20 protein-coding genes are annotated in these 18,789 nt (G+C 70.3%); 11 read left to right on the top strand and 9 right to left on the bottom strand.

What is annotated here, in order from left to right; all coding sequences use genetic code 11:
• Positions 1–5 precede the first annotated feature (5 nt).
• Together HCT63_RS20220 and HCT63_RS20225 are read left to right on the top strand one after the other, a co-directional pair.
• Positions 6–218: a cation-transporting P-type ATPase gene (locus HCT63_RS20220; RefSeq protein WP_208322315.1), complete on the top strand. Its 213-nt coding sequence runs from the start codon at positions 6–8 to the stop codon at positions 216–218.
• On the top strand, positions 215–415 hold the full coding sequence (locus tag HCT63_RS20225; RefSeq protein ID WP_208322316.1) for a hypothetical protein: 201 nt from the start codon (positions 215–217) through the stop codon (positions 413–415). The genes HCT63_RS20220 and HCT63_RS20225 overlap by 4 nt, the downstream gene beginning before the upstream one ends.
• Positions 416–443: 28 nt before the next feature.
• Here the strand turns inward: HCT63_RS20225 and leuC are convergent, their stop codons facing one another.
• Genes leuC through HCT63_RS06600 form a run of 3 tightly spaced genes read right to left on the bottom strand, consistent with a single transcriptional unit; the run spans position 444 to position 3,658 of the window.
• On the bottom strand, positions 444–1,850 hold the full coding sequence (leuC, locus tag HCT63_RS06590) for a 3-isopropylmalate dehydratase large subunit (RefSeq protein WP_167002507.1): 1,407 nt from the start codon (positions 1,848–1,850) through the stop codon (positions 444–446).
• A gap of 18 nt (positions 1,851–1,868) precedes the next feature.
• Positions 1,869–2,693 (bottom strand): alpha/beta hydrolase, encoded by an 825-nt coding sequence (locus HCT63_RS06595; RefSeq protein WP_167002509.1) that lies wholly within the window; start codon positions 2,691–2,693, stop codon positions 1,869–1,871.
• Entirely contained in the window at positions 2,690–3,658 is a 969-nt protein-coding gene (locus HCT63_RS06600) for a WYL domain-containing protein (protein WP_167002510.1), read from the bottom strand. The genes HCT63_RS06595 and HCT63_RS06600 overlap by 4 nt, the downstream gene beginning before the upstream one ends.
• A gap of 60 nt (positions 3,659–3,718) precedes the next feature.
• On the opposite strand from HCT63_RS06600, the gene HCT63_RS06605 reads away from it, so the two are divergent.
• Positions 3,719–4,918, top strand: coding sequence for an epoxide hydrolase family protein (locus tag HCT63_RS06605; protein WP_167002512.1), 1,200 nt, complete (start codon positions 3,719–3,721; stop codon positions 4,916–4,918).
• 9 nt (positions 4,919–4,927) lie between these two features.
• Here the strand turns inward: HCT63_RS06605 and HCT63_RS06610 are convergent, their stop codons facing one another.
• Both HCT63_RS06610 and HCT63_RS06615 read right to left on the bottom strand, forming a co-directional pair.
• Positions 4,928–5,683, bottom strand: a complete 756-nt coding sequence (locus HCT63_RS06610; protein ID WP_243843002.1) for a methyltransferase domain-containing protein — start codon at positions 5,681–5,683, stop codon at positions 4,928–4,930.
• Between the two features lie 12 nt (positions 5,684–5,695).
• The gene (locus HCT63_RS06615; RefSeq protein ID WP_167002516.1) at positions 5,696–6,130 is read right to left on the bottom strand and encodes a VOC family protein; all 435 of its coding nucleotides are present in this window, start codon (positions 6,128–6,130) and stop codon (positions 5,696–5,698) included.
• An 87-nt stretch (positions 6,131–6,217) separates the two neighbouring features.
• Here HCT63_RS06615 and HCT63_RS06620 point away from each other — a divergent pair, with 87 nt between their 5' ends.
• The 6 genes from HCT63_RS06620 to HCT63_RS06645 all read left to right on the top strand — a co-directional run bounded on the left by HCT63_RS06620 (position 6,218) and on the right by HCT63_RS06645 (position 12,263).
• On the top strand, positions 6,218–7,162 hold the full coding sequence (locus HCT63_RS06620; protein WP_167002518.1) for a WYL domain-containing protein: 945 nt from the start codon (positions 6,218–6,220) through the stop codon (positions 7,160–7,162).
• A gap of 50 nt (positions 7,163–7,212) precedes the next feature.
• A complete protein-coding gene (locus HCT63_RS06625; protein ID WP_208322317.1) occupies positions 7,213–8,091 on the top strand; it encodes a nucleotidyltransferase domain-containing protein in 879 nt (292 codons plus the stop codon).
• 25 nt (positions 8,092–8,116) lie between these two features.
• The gene (locus HCT63_RS06630) at positions 8,117–8,443 is read left to right on the top strand and encodes a DUF2834 domain-containing protein (RefSeq protein ID WP_167002520.1); all 327 of its coding nucleotides are present in this window, start codon (positions 8,117–8,119) and stop codon (positions 8,441–8,443) included.
• A 9-nt stretch (positions 8,444–8,452) separates the two neighbouring features.
• Positions 8,453–9,595 carry a peptidoglycan DD-metalloendopeptidase family protein gene (locus tag HCT63_RS06635; RefSeq protein ID WP_167002521.1) on the top strand — a complete coding sequence of 381 codons (1,143 nt, stop codon included), beginning with the start codon at positions 8,453–8,455 and terminating at the stop codon, positions 9,593–9,595.
• 10 nt (positions 9,596–9,605) lie between these two features.
• Positions 9,606–10,760 (top strand): aminotransferase class I/II-fold pyridoxal phosphate-dependent enzyme, encoded by a 1,155-nt coding sequence (locus HCT63_RS06640; protein ID WP_167002523.1) that lies wholly within the window; start codon positions 9,606–9,608, stop codon positions 10,758–10,760.
• Positions 10,761–10,859: 99 nt separating this feature from the next.
• Complete coding sequence (locus tag HCT63_RS06645) at positions 10,860–12,263, top strand: HNH endonuclease (RefSeq protein WP_167002525.1); 1,404 nt, start codon at positions 10,860–10,862, stop codon at positions 12,261–12,263.
• 9 nt (positions 12,264–12,272) lie between these two features.
• Here the strand turns inward: HCT63_RS06645 and HCT63_RS06650 are convergent, their stop codons facing one another.
• Together HCT63_RS06650 and HCT63_RS06655 are read right to left on the bottom strand one after the other, a co-directional pair.
• The gene (locus HCT63_RS06650) at positions 12,273–12,659 is read right to left on the bottom strand and encodes a DUF1304 domain-containing protein (RefSeq protein WP_167002527.1); all 387 of its coding nucleotides are present in this window, start codon (positions 12,657–12,659) and stop codon (positions 12,273–12,275) included.
• Between the two features lie 27 nt (positions 12,660–12,686).
• Positions 12,687–13,733, bottom strand: a complete 1,047-nt coding sequence (locus HCT63_RS06655; protein WP_167002530.1) for an NAD(P)-dependent alcohol dehydrogenase — start codon at positions 13,731–13,733, stop codon at positions 12,687–12,689.
• A gap of 310 nt (positions 13,734–14,043) precedes the next feature.
• Here HCT63_RS06655 and HCT63_RS06660 point away from each other — a divergent pair, with 310 nt between their 5' ends.
• Together HCT63_RS06660 and HCT63_RS06665 are read left to right on the top strand one after the other, a co-directional pair.
• Entirely contained in the window at positions 14,044–16,350 is a 2,307-nt protein-coding gene (locus HCT63_RS06660) for a hypothetical protein (RefSeq protein ID WP_167002532.1), read from the top strand.
• A gap of 19 nt (positions 16,351–16,369) precedes the next feature.
• On the top strand, positions 16,370–16,942 hold the full coding sequence (locus HCT63_RS06665) for a hypothetical protein (RefSeq protein ID WP_167002534.1): 573 nt from the start codon (positions 16,370–16,372) through the stop codon (positions 16,940–16,942).
• 109 nt (positions 16,943–17,051) lie between these two features.
• On the opposite strand, the gene HCT63_RS06670 is transcribed toward HCT63_RS06665, so the two are convergent.
• Together HCT63_RS06670 and kynA are read right to left on the bottom strand one after the other, a co-directional pair.
• Positions 17,052–17,813, bottom strand: coding sequence for a hypothetical protein (locus HCT63_RS06670; protein ID WP_208322318.1), 762 nt, complete (start codon positions 17,811–17,813; stop codon positions 17,052–17,054).
• Position 17,814: 1 nt separating this feature from the next.
• Positions 17,815–18,702, bottom strand: a complete 888-nt coding sequence (gene kynA / locus HCT63_RS06675) for a tryptophan 2,3-dioxygenase (RefSeq protein WP_243842929.1) — start codon at positions 18,700–18,702, stop codon at positions 17,815–17,817.
• Between the last annotated feature and the right edge of the window lie 87 nt (positions 18,703–18,789).

Genomic DNA, 18,789 nt, shown 5'->3' on the forward strand with positions numbered 1-18,789 from the left:
CCAATATGATGTCGCGGGAACAGGGTTTCAGCGACATCGGATGCATCCCGCCCGCAGCGCCCGAGACACAGACGCCTCCGTACGTCCTCAGCGCCGACAAGGTCGTCGACGCCGCGGGGTCGGACGCCACGACCGGGTTGTCCGTGGTGGAGGCGGAGCTGAGGCTCGCCTCGTACGGACCGAACGAGATCGCCGCCGAGAAGCCGTCGTCGTCGTGAGCGTGCTCATCGGCGAGCTCTCGACGAGGGTGGTCGTCGCGCTGCTCATCGTGCTCAACCTCTCGCTCGGCACGCGCCAGGAGATGACGGCGCGGGCGGGCGTTGACGCGCTCGCGAAGATCGCGGTCCCGCAGGCGCGGGTCGTGGCGCTGCCCGTGGAGGCTCCGGAGCGGGCTCAGCAGGCGGGCCAACCGTGACGAGAGACCGTATGGGCAGTCCGTACGGTCAGGCGGGCGGGAGATCCGCGGGTGCGGCGAGCCGACCGACGACCGCCGTCGCGGCGGCCACCAGTGGCGAGACCAGATGGGTGCGGCCGCCCTTGCCCTGGCGTCCCTCGAAGTTGCGGTTCGACGTCGAGGCACTGCGCTCGCCCGGACTCAGACGGTCGGCGTTGAGGCCCTGGCACATCGAGCAGCCCGCGCCACGCCACTCGCCGCCGGCGTCGATGAACACGCGGTCGAGCCCCTCGGCCTCGGCCTCGAGCCGGATGCGGGCGGAGCCGGGGACGACGAGCAGTCGGGTGCCTTCGGCGACGCGGCGGCCGTCGAGCACGGCGGCCGCCGCGCGCAGGTCCTCGAGGCGTCCGTTGGTGCACGAGCCGACGAAGACGGTGTCGATGGCGATGTCGCGCAGGGGAGTGCCCGCGGTCAGACCCATGTAGTCGAGCGCACGAGACGCCGACGCGCGCGCATCGGCGTCCTCGAAGTCGTCTGGCGACGGCACCACCGATCCGAGGGGTACGCCGTGGGCGGGGTTGGTGCCCCAGGTGACGAAGGGGGTCAGTGCGGTGGCGTCGACGGTGATCTCGCGATCGAAGGTGGCGTCGCGGTCGGTCGCCAGGCTCCGCCAGTACGCGAGGGCGGTGTCCCACGGTGCTCCGGTCGGCGCCTCCGGTCGCCCGTGCAGATAGGCGAACGTGGTCTCGTCAGGCGCGATCATCCCGGCCTTCGCGCCCCATTCGACGGACATGTTGCACAGCGTCATGCGGGCTTCCATCGAGAGCGCCTCGACGACGGGTCCGCGGTACTCGACGACGTAGCCCTGCCCGCCGCCGGTGCCCGTACGAGCGATCAGGCTCAGCGCGAGATCCTTGGCGGTGACGCCGGGTGGCAGCGCGCCGGTCACGGTCACGGCCATCGTGCGAGGGCGAGCCTGCGGGATCGTCTGCGTAGCGAGTACGTGCTCGACCTCGCTGGTGCCGATACCGAATGCCAGGGCACCGAACGCGCCGTGCGTCGACGTGTGGGAGTCGCCGCAGACGACCGTCATGCCCGGTTGAGTGAGGCCGAGCTGTGGCCCGACCACGTGCACGATGCCCTGCTCGATGTCACCCATCGGGTGCAGCCGCACGCCGAAGTCGGCGCAGTTGCGGCGCAGCGTCTCGACCTGCGTCCGCGACAGGAGGTCGGCGATCGGCTTGTCGAGGTCGTGGGTCGGGACGTTGTGGTCCTCGGTGGCCAGGGTGAGGTCGGGACGTCGTACGGGGCGCCCGGCGAGACGAAGCCCCTCGAACGCCTGCGGCGACGTCACCTCGTGGAGGAGGTGGAGGTCGACGTAGAGCAGATCCGGCTCGCCGTCTCCGGTTCGGACGACGTGCTCGTCCCAGAGCTTCTCGCTCAGCGTCTTCGCCACGACGCGATGATATCGGATCTATGATTTCCGGCGGGCGCTCAGCCAGCGCTGCAGCGCGGTGGCGAGGACGACCGGGGCGTCGAGCGGGATCAGATGACCCGCGCCCGGCACGGTCGTCAGCGTGCTCCCAGGGATGGCCGCGTGGAGCCGGTGCGCGCGGTCGACGGGGATCCAGGTGTCGTCCGTGCCCCACACCACGTGCGTCGGCGTGGTCACCGTCCCCAGCAGGCCCTCGAAGTCCGCGGTGTACCGCTCGTCGGCCTGCGCGATCTGACGGTAGAACGCCGCCTGCCCCTCGTCGCCGAGCCACGGGTCGACGAGCATCGCGAGCGCCTCCCCGGAAAGCCCTCGGTAGCTGGCGGTCTCGACGTACGCTTCGACGGCCCCACGGTGGATCTGCGGTGGCAGCTGCGTGAAGACGTCGGCGTGCTCCTTGACGAGCCGGAAGAACGCCGACCCCCACGGGCGCAGCGCGACGACGTCGACAAGGCACAGCGACGCGTACGGCACGCCGTGCAGGAGGTGCGCCCTCAGGGCCACCGCACCGCCGTAGTCGTGCGCGACCATGTGAGGCCGCTCGACACCCCAGTGGGCGAGGAGCGCGACGAAGGCCTCGCCCTGCACACCCAGGTCGACATCGTGGTCGGGGTTCTTGGACGACCTCCCGTATCCGGGCATGTCCCACACGTAGACGGTGAAGTCCTCGGCCAGAGCCTCGGCGTAGGGCCGCCACAGGGCCGACGACCACGGTGTCCCGTGGCAGAGCACGAGTGCCGGTCCCTGCCCGCGCCTGCTCCACGCGATCTGCCGCCCTCGCCACCCGAACCAGCTGTCTTCGCTCATGCCTCCACGGTGCCAGCCGCGTCGGCGGCGCGGGCGTACCGGGCGGCGACACGGCGCAGCGCGGGTGCGAGGTCGGCGGGCCCGTCGACGGTGAAGTCGGCGTCGAGGAGCCCGAGCCAGAGCGCGAGCTGGTCCGAGGAGTCGGAGCCCACGTGGGCGATGCACGTCGTCGCGTCGACCTCCTCGACGACCACCGCGGGTGGCACGCGCGCGATGATGCGCGCGGCCGGGGCGCGGACGTGCGCGCGGGCCCGGACCTGCCAGGTCGCCGTGCCGACCGCGCGCTCGACGAACCCGATGAGGTCGCCCTCGGGCTCGTCGCGGGGGACGAAGCGCGGACCGTTCGGCGTCCGCAGGCGCATGCGGTCCACCCGGAACGTCCGCCAGGCCGCGTGGTCGACGTCCCATGCCGCGAGATACCAGCGGCCACGGGTGTGGACCAGCCTGTGCGGCTCGGCCGTACGGAGGGTCGAGGCGTCGTTGTCCGCCTCGTACGAGAACCGCACGCCCTCACGGCAGCGGACGGCGTCGGCGATGGCGGTGAGGCGGTCGACCGGCACGTCCGAGGACTCCGCCGGCAGGGCGACCGTTGCGGCCACGAGGTCTTCGAGCCGGTGGCGTAGCGGTGCGGGAAGGGTCTGCTCGAGCTTGACCAGCGCGCGCAGCGCCGTCCCCTCGAACCCTGCGACGCCACCGGCGGCCGTACGCAACCCGATCGCGACCGCCAGTGCCTCATCCTCGTCGAGGAGCAGCGGGGGGAGCGCGGCGCCGGGTCCGAGGTGGTAGCCGCCCGCGACACCCGGAGAGGCCTCCACCGGGTAGCCCAGGCTGCGCAGCCGGCCGACGTCGCTCCGGACGGTGCGGGTGCTCACCTGGAGCCGCTCGGCCAGCGCAGGGCCCGTCCAGTCACGCTGCGACTGCAGCAGCGACAGGAGACGAAGGAGGCGTGCCGACGTCGAGAGCACCCGTCCATCCTGCCTTGAACGCGGAAGCACGTCGTCCGCAAGCACTTCTACGGTCGCGGGATGGACGAGAACGCAGCAATTCGGCCGTACCGGATCGACATCCCCCAGAGCGACGTCGACGACCTGCACGACAGGCTCCGTCGGACGCGATGGCCCGAGTTCTCGGCCGGCTCGGACTGGAGTCGGGGCGTACCTCCCGACTACCTCAGAGGGCTGGCGGACTACTGGCTGAACGACTTCGACTGGCGAGACCAGGAGGCCCGCCTGAACGAGATCCCGCAGTACGTGACGACCATCGACGGGCAGGACGTCCACTTCTTCCACGTACGTTCGCCCGAGCCCGGGGCGATGCCGCTGGTCGTGACGCACGGCTGGCCGAGCTCGTCCGTCGAGTTCGTGCGAGTCCTCGCGCCGCTCGCAGACCCGAAGGCGTCGGGTGGAGACTCTGCCGACGCCTTCGACGTCGTCGTGCCGACGCTGCCGGGGTACGGTCTGTCCACGCCGCTGCACGTGGGGTGGGGCAACCTCTTCCAGGTCGCGCAGGCGTGGGCCGAGCTCACGCGCAGGCTCGGCTACGCACGGTACGGGCTCCAGGCGACCGACGCCGGAGCAGGTGTCGCGGGGATGCTCGCCATGATCGCTCCCGACCAGGTCGTCGGCATGCACCTGACCGGTACGGCTGCGGGGACGCCGTTCGGCCCGTCGCTCGACCCGGACGACTTCGAAGGGGAGGACCGCGACCGCATCGTGCGGTTCAACGAGTACCGCGAGGAGGGACTCGGCTATTTCCACCTCCAGGCGACGCGGCCGCAGACGATCGCGTACGCGCTGACCGACTCGCCGGTCGGGCAGCTGGCCTGGATCGTCGAGAAGTTCCACGAGTGGACCGATCCCGCGGCCGAGCTGCCCGACGAGGCGGTGGACTGCGACCAGCTCCTCACGAACGTCTCGCTGAACTGGTTCCGGCAGGCCGGTGCCACCTCGGCGCACGCCGGCTACGAGGGCATCGCGGCGTGGCGGCAGATGATGGCGGCGCAGGGCGACGGATCGGGGCACGGGTCCGAGGGATGGGAGGCGCCTGCGGGGCCGCCGACCGGCTACGCCGTGTTCGCCGCGGACACCACCGTACGTGCGCTGGCCGACCCGGGCGGGCAGATGGCGCACTGGTCGAACTTCGAGCGCGGCGGCCACTTCCCGGCGATGGAGGTGCCCGAGCTGTGGGTGTCCGACGTGCGCGAGTTCTTCAGGCCCTTGCGCTGAGGCGAAGGCTCAGGACCGCGCCCGTACGGCCCACGCGGTCGCGGGCACGTCGAACGGAGGCGTGGGGAGGGCGGCCCGACACCGTTCGCGGAGCTCGGCGACGCCGTCGGGAGCGAGATCGGCGACGTACGCGCCCGCGGGGCCGACGCCGAGCGTGAACGGCTCCCACCACTCGTCGAAGGTCGCGAACGGCACCGTGACGGTCAGCGCCGACGGCTCGGGGTCGGCGAACCCGGCTTCGGCGAAGAGCTCCGACAGGTGACCCTCGCGGCTGCCCGCCAGCCCAGACTCGTCCGGCGCGTCGGGATCGAGGTCGTGGACGGTGCTCCAGAACGTCGAGAGCGGGCCGGTGCCGCCCTCGTGGTCCCACACGCACGCGGCCACCTGGGCGCCCGGAGCAGCGACCCGCCGCATCTCGCGCAGCCCGACGACCGGGTCGGCCATGAAATGGACGACGAGCTGGGCCAGGACGGCGTTGAAGCGACCGTCGGGGAAGGGCAGGTCCTCTGCCGAGGCCCGGTGGAGGTCGACCTGCGGAAGGCGTGCGTGGACGGCGTTGACGAACGGTGCCGACGGGTCGACCGCGGCGACCGCGTCCTCGCCGACGACCGCGGCGAGTCGTGCGGTGAGCGCTCCGATGCCGCATCCGACGTCGAGCACGCGCTGTCCTGCCTGGACGTCGCCCAGGAGGACGAACCGGTCCGCGAGCGGCTCGGAGAACCGCCCCATGAAGCGCTGGTACGACTGCGCGGCGACGTCGAACATCACCTTCGCAATCTAGGCGCGTGACCCCGTCGCCGTCATCTTGTTGAGCATCTCGAGGTAGTGCGGGTTGGTCATGATCCCGAGGATGTTGCCGAACGGGTCGATGACCGAGGCGGTGACGAACCCCTCGCCGTCGCCCTGTGCGGTGACCGGGAGGTGCTCGGTCGCGCCGTGGGCGAGGAGACGGTCGAGCGTGCCCTGCAGGTCGTCGACGTGCCAGTACACGATGGCGCCACCGGGCTGCTCGGTCTGCCCGGGCGGGGCGTACCGGGCGTCGATGAGGCCGAGCTCGTGCTGATGGTCGCCGAGCCGGAACTCGACGTAGCCGGGTGCCTCGGCGTTCGGGAAGGCGTAGTACGGCGCGACGCCGAGCACCTCGGCGTACCAGTCGCGTGCGGCAGGGAGGTCGGTGGCGAAGAAGCTGACGGTAGCGAGTCCGCGAAGCATGGTGGTGCCTTTCTGTCGTGGCCGATAGATCCATCCTCTGCGTTGAAGTGCTCACCAATTGAGCACTTTTCTGAGAGAGTGTGAGACATGCGTGCGGACCGACTCGTCGCCACCCTCCTGCTCATGCAGTCGCGTGGTCGGGTCACGGCCGCGGAGGTCGCCACGGAGCTCGAGGTGTCGGTGGCGACTGCTCGGCGCGATCTCGAGGCGCTGGCCGCCGCGGGTGTCCCCGTCTATCCGCAGCCCGGTCGCGGCGGCGGATGGTCGCTCGTCGGCGGAGCCCGTACGGACCTCACGGGGCTGACCGCCCCGGAGGCACGCGCGTTGTTCCTCCTCGCCGGCCCGGCCGCGTCGGGTGCGCCCGAGCTGCGGTCGGCGCTGCGCAAGCTGGTCCGGGCGCTTCCGCAGACGTTCAGGGCGGACGCCGAAGCCGCCGCGGAGGCGGTCCACGTCGACGCGACCCCGTGGGGAGGCACCGACCGGCAGCGCCCGCCGCTGGTGGACCGCCTGCAGGATGCGGTCGTACGGCGTCGCCGGGTCCGCCTCTCGTACGAGGGCAGGGCCGGCGCGACTGAGCGGCTCGTCGACCCGTGGGGGCTCGTCGACAAGGACGACCGCTGGTACCTGATCGCCGGGACGGAGCGGGGGAGGAGGACGTTCCGCGTCGACCGCGTCGCGTCCGCCGAGGTCACCGACGAACCCTCGGCGCGCCCCGACGGCCTGGCACTGGAGGAGGCGTGGGACGAGGTGGTCGCGACGATGGAGGCGCGACGCTCGCCCGTCGCCGCGGTCGTGCTCACCGAGGTGCGGTTCGTGCCGGTCCTGCGCGACCACTTCGGTCAGCACTGCGAGCCGGGAGAGCCGCGACCCGACGGGCTCGTCCGGGTGCGCGTGGCCGCCCATACGGCGGTCTCGGTGGCCGAGCAGCTTGCAGGGTGGGGTGCGCGGGTCGAGGTCGTCGAGGGCGACGCCGTACGTGCTGAGCTCGCGCGGATCGGCGCGGAGCTGGTCGCGCAGTACGCGGACGCCTGACGCCGGAGAAACCGGATGCTTCGACACGGCGGGGCGGCTACGGTCCCTGCGTGAGCAGCGCAACCGTGGTCGCCGGTGACCGGACGCTTCCCCCGGCGTACGCCCATCCGCACGCCTCCGAGGAGGCGCGACGGATCGCCGAGGACGGACTGATCCTCAGGACCCAGGTCGGGTCGGGCGTCCACGGCACTGCGATCAGCGGTCAGGACGATCGCGACGAGATGGGCATCTGCCTCGAGCCGCAGTCGTTCGTGACCGGGCTGGCGCGCGTGCCGAGCGGCCTCGACGCGCGTGCGAGGCTGCGGTTCGAGCAGTACGAGCGGCACACCGTGTGGGACCAGCCCGGCGGGCTCGCCAACAGGTCCGGCGCGGGGGACCTCGACGTGATCGTGTACTCGGCACGCAAGTGGTGCCGCCTCGCGGTCTCGGGGAACCCGACGGTCCTCCTCGTGCTCTTCGTCCCCGACGAGGAGGTCGTCTTCCGCGACGAGGCGGGCGCCGAGCTCGTCGCGAACGCGCACCGGTTCGTCTCCAGGCTGGCTGCTGGGCGCTTCCTCGGATACCTCCGTGCGCAGCGGGCAGCGATGACCGGCGGCGTCGGCGCGCGGACCAACCGGCCCGAGCTGGTGGCTCGTCACGGCTACGACACGAAGTTCGCCATGCACGCGCTCCGCCTCGGGCTTCAGGGCGTCGAGCTGATGACGGAGGGACGCATCACCCTGCCGGTGCCGGACGAGGATGGCGCGTACCTCCGCGCGGTGCGACGGGGTGAGGTGGCGCAGGCGGAGGTGCTCGATCGGATCGACCGCGCGGAGGCGCGGCTCGTCGCCCTCTCGACCCGGACGACGGTCCCTGCCGAGCCCGACCGCCGCTGGGTCGACGAGTGGCTCCACCGTAGCCATGTCGCGTACTGGGACCGCACGCGCTGAACAGGTGGTGGACGAGACTGGCGCCATGAGGCTCTTCTACGCGTGCGCCGCCGTCGTCGGCACGATCGTCCCGTGGGTGTTCTTCGGTGCCTTCTTCGCCGAGGAGGGGGTGGACCTCCCGCTCTTCGCCCAGTCCCTGTTCACCAATGGCGCGGCGGGCGGTTTCGCGGTGGACGTGCTGATCTCGCTGGTCGTCTTCTGGGTGTGGTCGTGGCGGGACGCGCGAGAGCTGGCGGTTGGACGATGGTGGCTCGTCCTGCCGGCGAGCTGCCTCGTCGGGCTGTCCCTGGCGCTGCCGCTCTACCTCTTCCTGCGGGAGCCGCATCGCGCCCGCGAGCCGCGACCGGCGTAGGTTGCCCAGATGCGACGTACGTCCGTACCGCTCCTCGTGACCCTGCTGCTCTTCCTCGCGGGGTGCGCGGGCCCGACCGACGAGCCTGCCGCTCAGCCTTCGCCCTCGCCCTCGACGGCGACGACGACGCCGTCCGTGGACGCCCCGGCCACCACGGTGCCGGCGGACGCGACCGCCGACCTCCTCGCCCTGCCGGCGTCCGGGACGTCGACCGCACGCTCCTGTGCCCCCGAGGACATATCGCTCGCCCTGACCCCGATCGAGCCGGCGCTCGGGCACCGCTTCACCCGCGTCGCCCTCCGCAACGACTCGGATTCGACGTGCGTCGTCCGCGGCTTCCCCGGGATCGGCGGCCGTGGGGAGAGCGGTGCACCGCTGGACCTCCTTGCGGCGCAGCGGCAGCGCACCGGCGAGGACACGCGCGTGCACCGGGTGACCCTCGGACCCGCAGGGGAGGCGTACGCGAACCTCGAGTGGACGGGGGACCTCGCCGGCGCTGAGACCGAGCGCCTCACCGTTCTTGTGCTCCAGCTCGCCCGCGGGCAGGAGCCGGTCGCCGCGACCACGACGGAGTCGCTGGACATCGGCAACGGCACGACGGTCCGCATCGGGCCGTGGGAGGCGGGCCCGGCGGTTCGCGCGGCACCTGCGTGCAAGGTCGGCCCACGGCGGACGCCGTCGGGGGTCAAGCGGTTCTGGACGAAAGACAAGCGCTGCTCCACGTCGCCGTGGTTCGCCGGCGCCCACCGCACGATGATCCCGTACGGCTGCACCCGCGCGCCGTGGTATCCCGCCTCGTCGCGCTGCGCGGGCGGGCGCGGCTTCCACCACGGGCTGGACCTCGACATGCCCAAGGGGACGCGCGTGTACGCCGGGGTGTCGGGTCGCGTCGTCACCCGCGGGCTCGGTTCGGCGTACGGGAACCGTGCCGTCATCCTCCGCTCGCGAGGCAGGGACATCCTCCTCGGGCACCTGCGGTCGCGGGCGGTGAAGCACGGAGAGCGCGTGCGCAAGGGCGACCTGATCGGGCGAAGCGGTGCTCGCGGCGCGCCCGACGGGCCGCACCTGCACCTCGAGGTGCGGCCGGCGCGCGGGTCGTACCGGGACGCCGTGAACCCGCGCCGTGTCGCCCGCCTGACCGCGGCTCGGTAAGGATGGAGGGGTGAGCACTCCGAACCCGTTCGAGCAGCTGACCCTGGCCGACCTCCGTACGCGCACGAGCGTGAAGTGGCGGCTGTACCCGCCTGACGTGCTGCCGTCGTTCGTCGCCGAGATGGACGTCGACCTTGCCGAGCCGGTGGTCCGCGCCGTCACCGACGCCGTTCGCCGAGGCGACACGGGGTACGCGTTCGGGGACGGGTACGCCGAGGCGCTGGCGGCGTTCGCCTCCAAGCGGTGGGGTTGGGACGGCGTGGCGGTCGAGCGGACGCTGCTCGTCGCCGACGTCATGACCGGGCTGAGCGAGACCGTACGCCTCGTCACCGAGTCGGGGGCGGCGGTCGTGGTGAGCCCACCGGTGTACCCGCCGTTCTTCGACTTCATGGCGAAGGCCGACCGCGAGGTCGTCGAGGCCCCGCTCGGGGCCGACGGACGCCTCGACCTCGATGTGCTGGGGGAGGCGTTCGCGCGGGCGAGCGCGGGCGGGCGGGCGGCGGCGTACCTGCTGTGCAACCCGCAGAACCCCACCGGCATCGCCCACACGCGTACGGAGCTGGCCGGCGTCGCGGCCCTGGCCCGCGAGCACGGGGTACGGGTGGTGGCCGACGAGATCCACGCGCCGATCGTGCTCGACGGCGCGAGCTTCACCCCGTACCTCTCGGTCGACGGCGCCGACGACGCGTTCACGGTGATGTCGGCGTCGAAGGCGTGGAACCTCGCGGGCGCGAAGGCGGCGGTGCTGCTCGCGGGCCCGGAGGCCGCGTCTGACCTGGCGCGGATGCCCGAGGTGGTCGGCCACGGTGCGAGCCAGCTCGGCGTCGTCGCGCACACCGCGGCGCTGCGAGACGGGGGCGAGTGGCTCGACGCGGCGCTGCGTGGCCTGGTCGAGAATCGCAACCACCTCGCGAGCGAGCTCGAGGAGCGAGTGCCCGGGGTGCGGTGGAACCGTCCGGACGCCACCTACCTCGCGTGGCTCGACTGCCGTGCGCTCGGCCTGGGTGACGACCCCGCCGCGGTGATGCTGGAGCGGGCGAGGGTGGCCCTCGGGTCGGGGCTCCCGTACGGCGCGGGTGGCGAGGGGTACGTCCGGATCACGACGGCGACGTCGCGCGCGATCCTGACCGAGATCGTCGAGCGGATGGCTGCCGCGATCGGCTGAACGGGCATCCGTGCACGAGGCCCCTGTGGACATCGCGCCCCGTCCACAGTCGTCGCACGTCCTCTTCTTGGCGTCGGTGATCGCCGTCAGGATGGACACATGTTCGATGCAGGGACCTACAGTGCCTGGGCGCAGGCGTTCGAGGCAGTGAGTGCGCAGCCGACGGCCCTCGCCGACGGCGCACAGACCCGCGCCGCCCTGCGTCAGGTCCAGGCGATGGCCGATCGCATGGAGGGGCTGCGTGCGGCTTTGCTCGCGCAGCTCGACGACTCGGGTGGCTACGCCGACGAGGGCGCTTCGTCGGCGGTGGCGTGGGCGCGTCGGGAGCTTCGGCTGAGCAACCGCGTCGCTGCCACGCTGCGCGCCGCGGGGCACACCATGCGTCGCCTCCCTGCCGTGGGTGACGCGATGCTGGCCGGCGAGGTGCGTCTCGAACACGTCGCGCAGTTCACGAGCGGTCTGCGCAAGATCGACCACGCACTCTTCGCTGACGCGACCGATACCGTCCTGCTGCCCCTGGCCAAGCAGGCCGACCCGTCCGAGCTCGGGCGGGCGATCACCCGGCTTGACGAGATCGTCCATCCGGAGCGGCTCGACGCGGCGTGGCAGCGAGGCATGGATAGGCATGACCTGCAGGTCGCCCGTGCCGGCGACGGGTTCCATGTGACCGGGTTCGTCGACCTCGATCTCGGTGCGCGGCTGAAGGCGCTGCTCACGGGAGCATCCGCGCCCCGGATCGACGCCTGTGCGGCGGACGGCGACGCGGGCGCTGCTGGTGAAGACGCCGCGCTCGCCGACCTCCGGACACCGGCGCAGCGACGCATCGACGTGCTGAGCGACCTCGTCGATGCCGCGCTGGCGCAGGGGCTCCCCGGTGCTCACCGTGCGCGTCCGCAGGTCCACGTGACCGTTGACGCCACATGGCTGTCAGGTCAGCCGGGAGCCGCGCCGCCGGAGCTGGACGGGGTCGGTGCGATCGGGCCCGACCTGTACGGCTTCCTTGCGTGCGGGTCCGACCACACGACGATCCTGACCCACGGGACGACCGGCGGGCCGACGCCCTACGCCGCAGTGCTCAACGTGGGGCGCAGGCGCCGACTCGCGACGGGCAAGCAGCGTGATGCCGTGCGGGTGCGCCAGGAGGGCCGCTGCGCCGGTCCGGGCTGTCGCCACACCTCGCTCGACCTGCACCACGTCGCCTGGTGGCATCGCGACGGCGGCCGCACCGATCTCGACAACCTTGTCGGCCTCTGCCGGCGCTGCCACGTGGCCGTGCACACCGGGAGGTTGGAGATCCGCCCCGACGGACACGGGGGCTACACGTTCTGGCGGACGCTCGGACGCTCGGACACGTGGGTCGAGGACCATGAGCGGGTCCATCGGCAGCGGCTCCGCGACTATCTGCGTGGTCTGGCTGTGCAGCTGGCTCGGACGCCCAAGCGCGCCCCGGTGGGCCCCCTCGAGCACCACCGGAACCGCCACACCATGACACCGCTGACGTGAGCGTCGACGTCAGCCGACGGTGGCAACGGCAAGAGAGACGACGGCGAGGAGCGGGATCGTTCCCTGTGCGACGCCAGCGCGCAGCCGCTGCGGCGAGCGCGCGACCAGCACCACGGCTGCCGCGACCATCGAGCCGCACCCAGCAAAGACGAGCGCACGCCCGGCCGACGTCTGGTCGGTGCCGAGGAGCGCCAGCCCCGCGAGGGTGGTCACCGCGAGGAAGAGGTTGTAGAACCCCTGGTTGTACGCCATCTCCCGTGTCGCGGCGGCCTCGTCGGCGCTCATCTGGAACGTACGGCGGGTGCTCGGGTGCTCCCACCGCACGGACTCCATCACGAAGATCCAGATGTGGAGCGCCGCGGCCAGGGCGGCGAAGACGACGGCGAGGACGGTCATCCCTGCATGATCCGCCCTCGGCGCGCGTCAGGCCGGGATCGTGGCCGTGTCGATGACGAACCGATAGCGCACGTCGGAGGCCACGACCCGGTCGTACGCCTTGTCGACGTCGTCGGCGGTGATGGTCTCGATCTCGGCACCGATCCCGTGCTTGGCGCAGAAGTCGAGCATCTCCTGCGTCTCGCGGATGCCGCCGATGTTGGAGCCGGCCAGGCTGCGACGGCCGCCGATCAGGGAGAAGGCGGCGAACTGCTGCTTGTTCTCCGGCGCGCCGACGAACACCATCGTGCCGTCGAGCGCGAGCGTACGGAGGTAGGCGTCGACCGGGAGGTCGGCCGAGACCGTGTTGATGATGAGGTCGAACGACCCGCGCAGGCGGCGCAGCGTGTCGCGGTCGCCGGTCTCGTAGTGGTCGGCACCGAACCGCAGGCCGTCCTCCTTCTTCGACAGCGTGTGGCTGAGCACGGTGACCTCGGCGCCGAGCGCGTGCGCGATCTTGACGGCGAGGTGTCCTAGCCCGCCCATGCCGACGACGGCGACCTTGACGCCCGGGCCGGCACCCCAGTGCTTGAGCGGCGAGTACGTCGTGATGCCGGCACACAGCAGGGGAGCGGCGACGTCGAGCGAGATGCCTTCGGGGATGCCGAGCACGTAGTTCTCGTCGACCACGATCTGCGTCGAGTAGCCGCCGTACGTGGGAGCGCCGTCGGCGTACCGATCGTTGTACGTCGCCACGTTGCCGCGCTCGCAGAACTGCTCCTCGCCCGCGAGGCAGTTCGGGCACTCACGGCAGGAGTCGATGAAGCAGCCGACGCCGACGCGGTCTCCGACGGCGTGCTTGGTGACACCGTCGCCGACCGCGCGCACGACGCCCGCGATCTCGTGGCCGGGCACCATCGGGAAGATCGACGCGCCCCACTCCCCGCGCGCCTGGTGGATGTCGGAGTGGCAGATGCCCGCGTACGCGATGTCGAGGAGGACGTCGTGCTCACCGAGCTCGCGACGCTCGACGGTCGTGCGCGCGAAGGCGGCACCGGCGGACGGGGTGGCCAGGGCGGGGACGGTGATGCTCATCGGCTCTCCTCAGGACTGGCAGCACGGGCATGGCCGGTGCCGAGTCTGACAGAACGCCGTTCGGCGGTCCGACGGTGGGCGCCTGGGCAGGACGGAATAGATGACCATTCTCCTCCCTGTGGCCCACCGGCACTGTTACGGTCCTCGCGCAGCGTCCGCTTGTGGGGCATCCCTGAAGGAGTACTACGTTGACTCGTGCGCGTTTCGCCGCTTTTGCGGTGTCTGTCGGCGTGTTTGCCGCCGGTCTGTCCGGAGCGTCTTTGCAGCCTGCGCAGGCGGTGAAGCACCTATTAGTGGGGCGTTCGTCCCGGTGACGCCGACGAACGTCTATGCGTGGGGTGGCTTGGAGTCGGGGAAGGTCACTCCCACGTCGCCCAAGACCATCCAGGTCACCGGCATCGCTGGCGTCCCGTCGAGCGGTGTCAGCGCGGTGGTTGTTGATGTCTCGGCCTTCAGCTCGACTGGCGTCACCAGCATCTTCGCCCGCACTGACCCAACCGAGTCCACCGGTTCGATCATGCATGTCGGAGCGGACGGCTCTGCGGTCTCGAACGTGGTGATCGTGCGGCCGAACGCCGCAGGGACGATCACAATCACGACCAACAACCAGCCCGCCGGGCTGACGGTCGACGTGCAGGGGTACTTCACCGACACCGTGCCCGAAGGAGCCTCCGGCGGGTTCGTCCCAACCGCCCCAACCCGTCTGGTCGGCACCAACGACGGCGTCGGTCTACCGAAGGCGTTGCTGAACGCCGGCACCACCTACACCGCCCAGATCGCCGGCAAAGCCGACATCCCCGCCGACGCCGTCGCGGTGTTCGCCAACGTCCGGGTCGCGAACTCCACCGCCGACGGCGCCCTCAAGCTCGGCCCCGCCGGCACCAACATCGCCGCCCAGCCCGTCTCGCTCAACTACGAGACCGGCCGCTACAGCGACTCCGGCATGACCCTCGCGCTCGGCACCGGAACCAACGCCGGCAAGATCAACCTCGGACTCGCTCCCGGATCGGCCGACGTGATCATCGACGTCCAGGGCTACTTCACCGCCGGAAGCGAAGGCGGCGGGTTCACCCCGCTAACCCGGGCACCCTTCTACGACTCCCGCACCAACGACGGCCGACTCCAACCCGGCGAAGTCCGCACCGTTCAAGCCGCAGGACTCGCAGGCATCCCAGAAGACGGGACCGCCATGGCCGTCGCTGCCACCGTGTCTGCGTTCAACTGGTCCGCACCCGGCAGCGTGTCGGTCTACAACGCCGACCTCGAAGACAACAACGGCACCTCCAACGTCGGGTTCCGCTCCACCTACACCGGCGTCCCCGAACAAACCACCGCCATCATCGAACTCTCCGGCGATGGCACCATCGCCATCAGCAACAACACCACCGGAACCCTCGACGTCGTCCTCACCACCCAAGGCTGGTTCGCAGGCGTGATGGTGGATGTGCCTCCCGACGACACCGTCCTGGGTCTGGATGCGCTCCCTTGTGAATCCGCACCATGTGATCCTGTTTTGGTAACAGGAGAAGCGCCCGAGGACGTGGAGAGCGTGGCCGTTTACGTCGACCCAAGTGATGGCCAAACGGCACCGCCTGATATCGAGGCACCGATGGTCGAGCTTAGGGACGCAGAGATCACAACACAGGGCGAACAATTCACTGTTCGGATGAATCCGGCTGAGGTTGCGGCGAGTAGCGTTTCATCCGGCGGTGTGATCAATCTCCAAATCATCGGCTCGTCGTCCAGCAAGTCGTGGCAGACTCACACGTCCGTGCGGGTTGTCGCGGTCGAGGGCCAAGAGGGTGCGGCGTGGGCGGACGTGGATGACACAGCGGACCCCGCACTAACGTTGGCGCCAGCATCGACTACCAGGCCGTCCACATCCGCGTCTAGTCGCGCGGTGGAGATTGCAGAACCCGTCGCTGTAAACGGCGCCGGTGAGATCCGTGCCGCATCAGTGCTCCCGACAAGCATGTATGTAGACCCCGTTGGTGCGGCGGCGGCCAGGTCCGGATGTAAAGGGGTCTGGCGAGATGAGTACAAGACTCCCTGGGTGACAATTGGCACGACCTATCCGACGGATGATGCGACAGGAACAATGTCGATCACGAGTTCGTCAGGCGCGAGCTATGGCGTTGCTCTTTCTGTGATGACGGAGGGAGGGGGATGGCACGAGAGTGGATCGTCGTTTGCGTCCGGCGGGTGGGCAAAGGAGTACCTTCCCAAAAAGGCATCCCGGTCCTACCAAATTCAGGTGAGGTATCGGAAGTGGGAGTTGATCTGCAGTGTTCCCGGCATGATCACGCGCCGCGAAACGTATTGGAGGCCAATTAATGAGGTGGGCGGAGCGATCTCAAACACTGGCATTAAACGTCCTAACTGGACACGTTGTGCCGTCGTTGACCCCGGCCCGTGGCACCGGTTCTCTTCAAAGGGCAAAGAGTACAAGTATGGTTCGGCGGTGAAATTCAAGAGCGTTGTAGGGTTCGACCTCTCGATCAGTCGTCAGTACACGAAAGAAAGTCGGCTGACGTATAATCTCCGCCGGAAGGGGCGAATGTGCGGGAACAATGGCGATCCGGCCGTCGCCGGCAAAGTGATGCACAAGAAGTTATAGTATGCGGATTCTTGGCAGAGTGATTGCGCTGATCTTGCTGGTGTCCGCGTGTTCACCCGACGAGGTGCCAGAGGCCGGTGGAGATGGGCCCATGCGAATCGACATGCTCCCGGGAGCGGTTGGACTCTACCCGCCCGAACGTGGGGGTTCGTGGGAAGGAATGTTCGGTGGCGTTCTTCCCTGTCTCGAGGACGGGTACGCCGTGATCGACCGCGTCGAGTACGCGGGACGGCAGAACGATCAAGCGATCCGGGCGGTCGTGAGGACGGTCTCGCGGCAGGCGGCCGAGGACGACGTCATCCCGGTCCACTCGTTGACGGGCAACCCCGAGCAGGAGTTCGGGCAGGCTCCAGGCCAAGAGGTCGAACCGGCCGGAGGCGCACGAATAGCGACGAGATGCCCGAACGACCCGTACGTTGATGGCTTCCAGGAGCTGATGGTGGTGCTGGCGGCGACCGACAGGGGCAACTCCATAGAAGGCCTTCGCGTGCGCTACGAGGTCGACGGCAAGCCCTACGTCGAGGACGTCGAGTGGACGATGGCGGTGTGTGGGCGCGTGAGCCCGACTGCCTTCTGCCGAGGCGAGGATTGAGCAGACGCGCAGCAGGACCGCTTGGCGTGCGGGCAGGGCCTCGGCAAGTCGGTCGGTGGGCCTTCGGCCTGCAGGTTGGTGGCCGCTGCTCCGCACGCTGCTGGCCGGCTCACCCCGGCCAGGGGTCGGTGAGCGCGGTCTCGAGCGCGGCGTCGTCCAGGCCTGCGCGGCGTAGCGCGGCGACCTCGCCGGCGTTGACCCCGAGCGTCAGGTCGCCGTTGCCGAGATCGGTGCCATAGAGGACCCGGCCGCCTGCGGCGTGGAAGCGCGCGAGGTTGTCGACCGCGACAACCTCCGCAGTCGGGTCACCCGAGTGGATCGCGAGCGTCGAGATCCAGCACTGACCACCCCGTACGGCAGCGTCCACGAGCGCGTCGTCGACCCGCTCGGTCCACGGCGTGTGTGCGAGGGCGTCGACACCGGCGGCGAGTGCACGCGCCGTCATCCCGATGCCCTCGACATGAGCGACGACCGGCAGCTCGTAGGCGTGTGCCGCCGCGACGACCGCGGACAGCGTCCCCTCGTCGAGCACAGGCCCGGCGTCGGCGTGCAGCGTCACCTTGACGACGGTCGCCCCGTACGACACCTGCTCTGCCACCGCGACGCCGGCATCACCGGGGGAGCGGACGGCGCGGACGGCGCCCTCGGGGCACCACGGCCGGTCGCTCGGGTATCCGCCCGGCGCGGTGAGGAACGCCCCCGCATAGGTGGCCTGCAGCCCGCCCGCCGCGGCCAACGACGTCGCGAGCCCGGCCACTACCGACGGGTTCGCACCCAGGTCGACCACTCCGCCCAGGTCGCTGCGTGTCAGTGCCGCGACGTCGACGAGCTGGAGGTGGACGTGGTGGTCGACGACCCGCGGCACGCTCACCTCAGCTGCCGATCTCGGTCCGTACGGCGAAGAGCTCGGGGAAGAACGTGAGGTCGAGCGCACGCTGCAGGAACGGGATGCCGCTCGACCCGCCCGTGCCGCGCTTGTGCCCGATGATCCGCGCGACTGTGCGCAGGTGGCGGAAGCGCCAGAGCTGGAAGTTCTCCTCGAGGTCGACGAGCTCCTCGCACGTCTCGTACGCGGACCAGTTCGCCTCGGTGTCGGCATAGATCGCGGTGAAGACCGGCACCAGCTCCGGCGTGAACGTCCACGCCTTCGTCACGTCGCGCGTCAGCACCGACTCGGGGATCGGGTAGCCCGCCCGTGCGAGGTAGCGCAGCAGCTCGTCGTACAGCGTCGGCTCCTCCAGCACGCGTCGCAGCATCGCCTGGTGCCGGGGCTCGGCGTCGAAGACCTTGAGCATCGCAGCGTTCTTGTTGCCGAGGACGAACTCGACGGCGCGGTACTGGTACGACTGGAAGCCGCTGGCGTTGCCGAGCACCCCACGGAACTGCGCGTACTCCGACGGCGTCAGCGTCGCCAGCACCGACCACTGCTCGGCCAGGGTCGCCTGCACGTGCTTGACGCGCGCGATCCGCTTGAGCGCGGGTCCGAGCTCGTCCGCGCGCAGAAGCCGGCAGGCGCTCTCCAGCTCGTGCAGGACCAGCTTGAGCCACAGCTCGGTCGTCTGGTGCTGAACGATGAACAGCAGCTCGTCATGGTGCTCGGGGCTGCTCACCGGACGCTGCGCGGAGAGCAACGTGTCGAGGTCGAGATAGCCCCCGTACGTCATCCGGTCGCGGAAGTCGGTGACGACGCCGGCTTCGACGGTGCGGGTGTTGTCGTGCACCCCGTCGGGTGTCTCTCGCGAACTGTCTTGGGAACTCACCTCGCCACCGTATGCGATGTGAAGCAGTGCGCGAGCGGGCAATGCCGAGGTGCGCTAACTTAGGCAAGCCAAACCTAATTAAGCGCG

This window comes from Mumia sp. ZJ430 (genome assembly GCF_011751845.1).
Taxonomy (GTDB): domain Bacteria; phylum Actinomycetota; class Actinomycetes; order Propionibacteriales; family Nocardioidaceae; genus Mumia.

What these genes read in the sequence shown, in the direction of transcription:
- HCT63_RS06645 (WP_167002525.1), top strand. Translation starts at nt 10,860, where the DNA reads ATGTTCGATGCAGGGACCTACAGTGCCTGGGCGCAGGCGTTCGAGGCA.
- HCT63_RS06615 (WP_167002516.1), bottom strand. Translation starts at nt 6,130, where the DNA reads ATGCTTCGCGGACTCGCTACCGTCAGCTTCTTCGCCACCGACCTCCCT.
- HCT63_RS06630 (WP_167002520.1), top strand. Translation starts at nt 8,117, where the DNA reads ATGAGGCTCTTCTACGCGTGCGCCGCCGTCGTCGGCACGATCGTCCCG.
- HCT63_RS06620 (WP_167002518.1), top strand. Translation starts at nt 6,218, where the DNA reads ATGCGTGCGGACCGACTCGTCGCCACCCTCCTGCTCATGCAGTCGCGT.
- HCT63_RS06610 (WP_243843002.1), bottom strand. Translation starts at nt 5,683, where the DNA reads ATGTTCGACGTCGCCGCGCAGTCGTACCAGCGCTTCATGGGGCGGTTC.
- HCT63_RS06655 (WP_167002530.1), bottom strand. Translation starts at nt 13,733, where the DNA reads ATGAGCATCACCGTCCCCGCCCTGGCCACCCCGTCCGCCGGTGCCGCC.
- HCT63_RS20220 (WP_208322315.1), top strand. Translation starts at nt 6, where the DNA reads ATGATGTCGCGGGAACAGGGTTTCAGCGACATCGGATGCATCCCGCCC.
- HCT63_RS06595 (WP_167002509.1), bottom strand. Translation starts at nt 2,693, where the DNA reads ATGAGCGAAGACAGCTGGTTCGGGTGGCGAGGGCGGCAGATCGCGTGG.
- HCT63_RS06605 (WP_167002512.1), top strand. Translation starts at nt 3,719, where the DNA reads ATGGACGAGAACGCAGCAATTCGGCCGTACCGGATCGACATCCCCCAG.
- HCT63_RS06635 (WP_167002521.1), top strand. Translation starts at nt 8,453, where the DNA reads ATGCGACGTACGTCCGTACCGCTCCTCGTGACCCTGCTGCTCTTCCTC.
- HCT63_RS06650 (WP_167002527.1), bottom strand. Translation starts at nt 12,659, where the DNA reads ATGACCGTCCTCGCCGTCGTCTTCGCCGCCCTGGCCGCGGCGCTCCAC.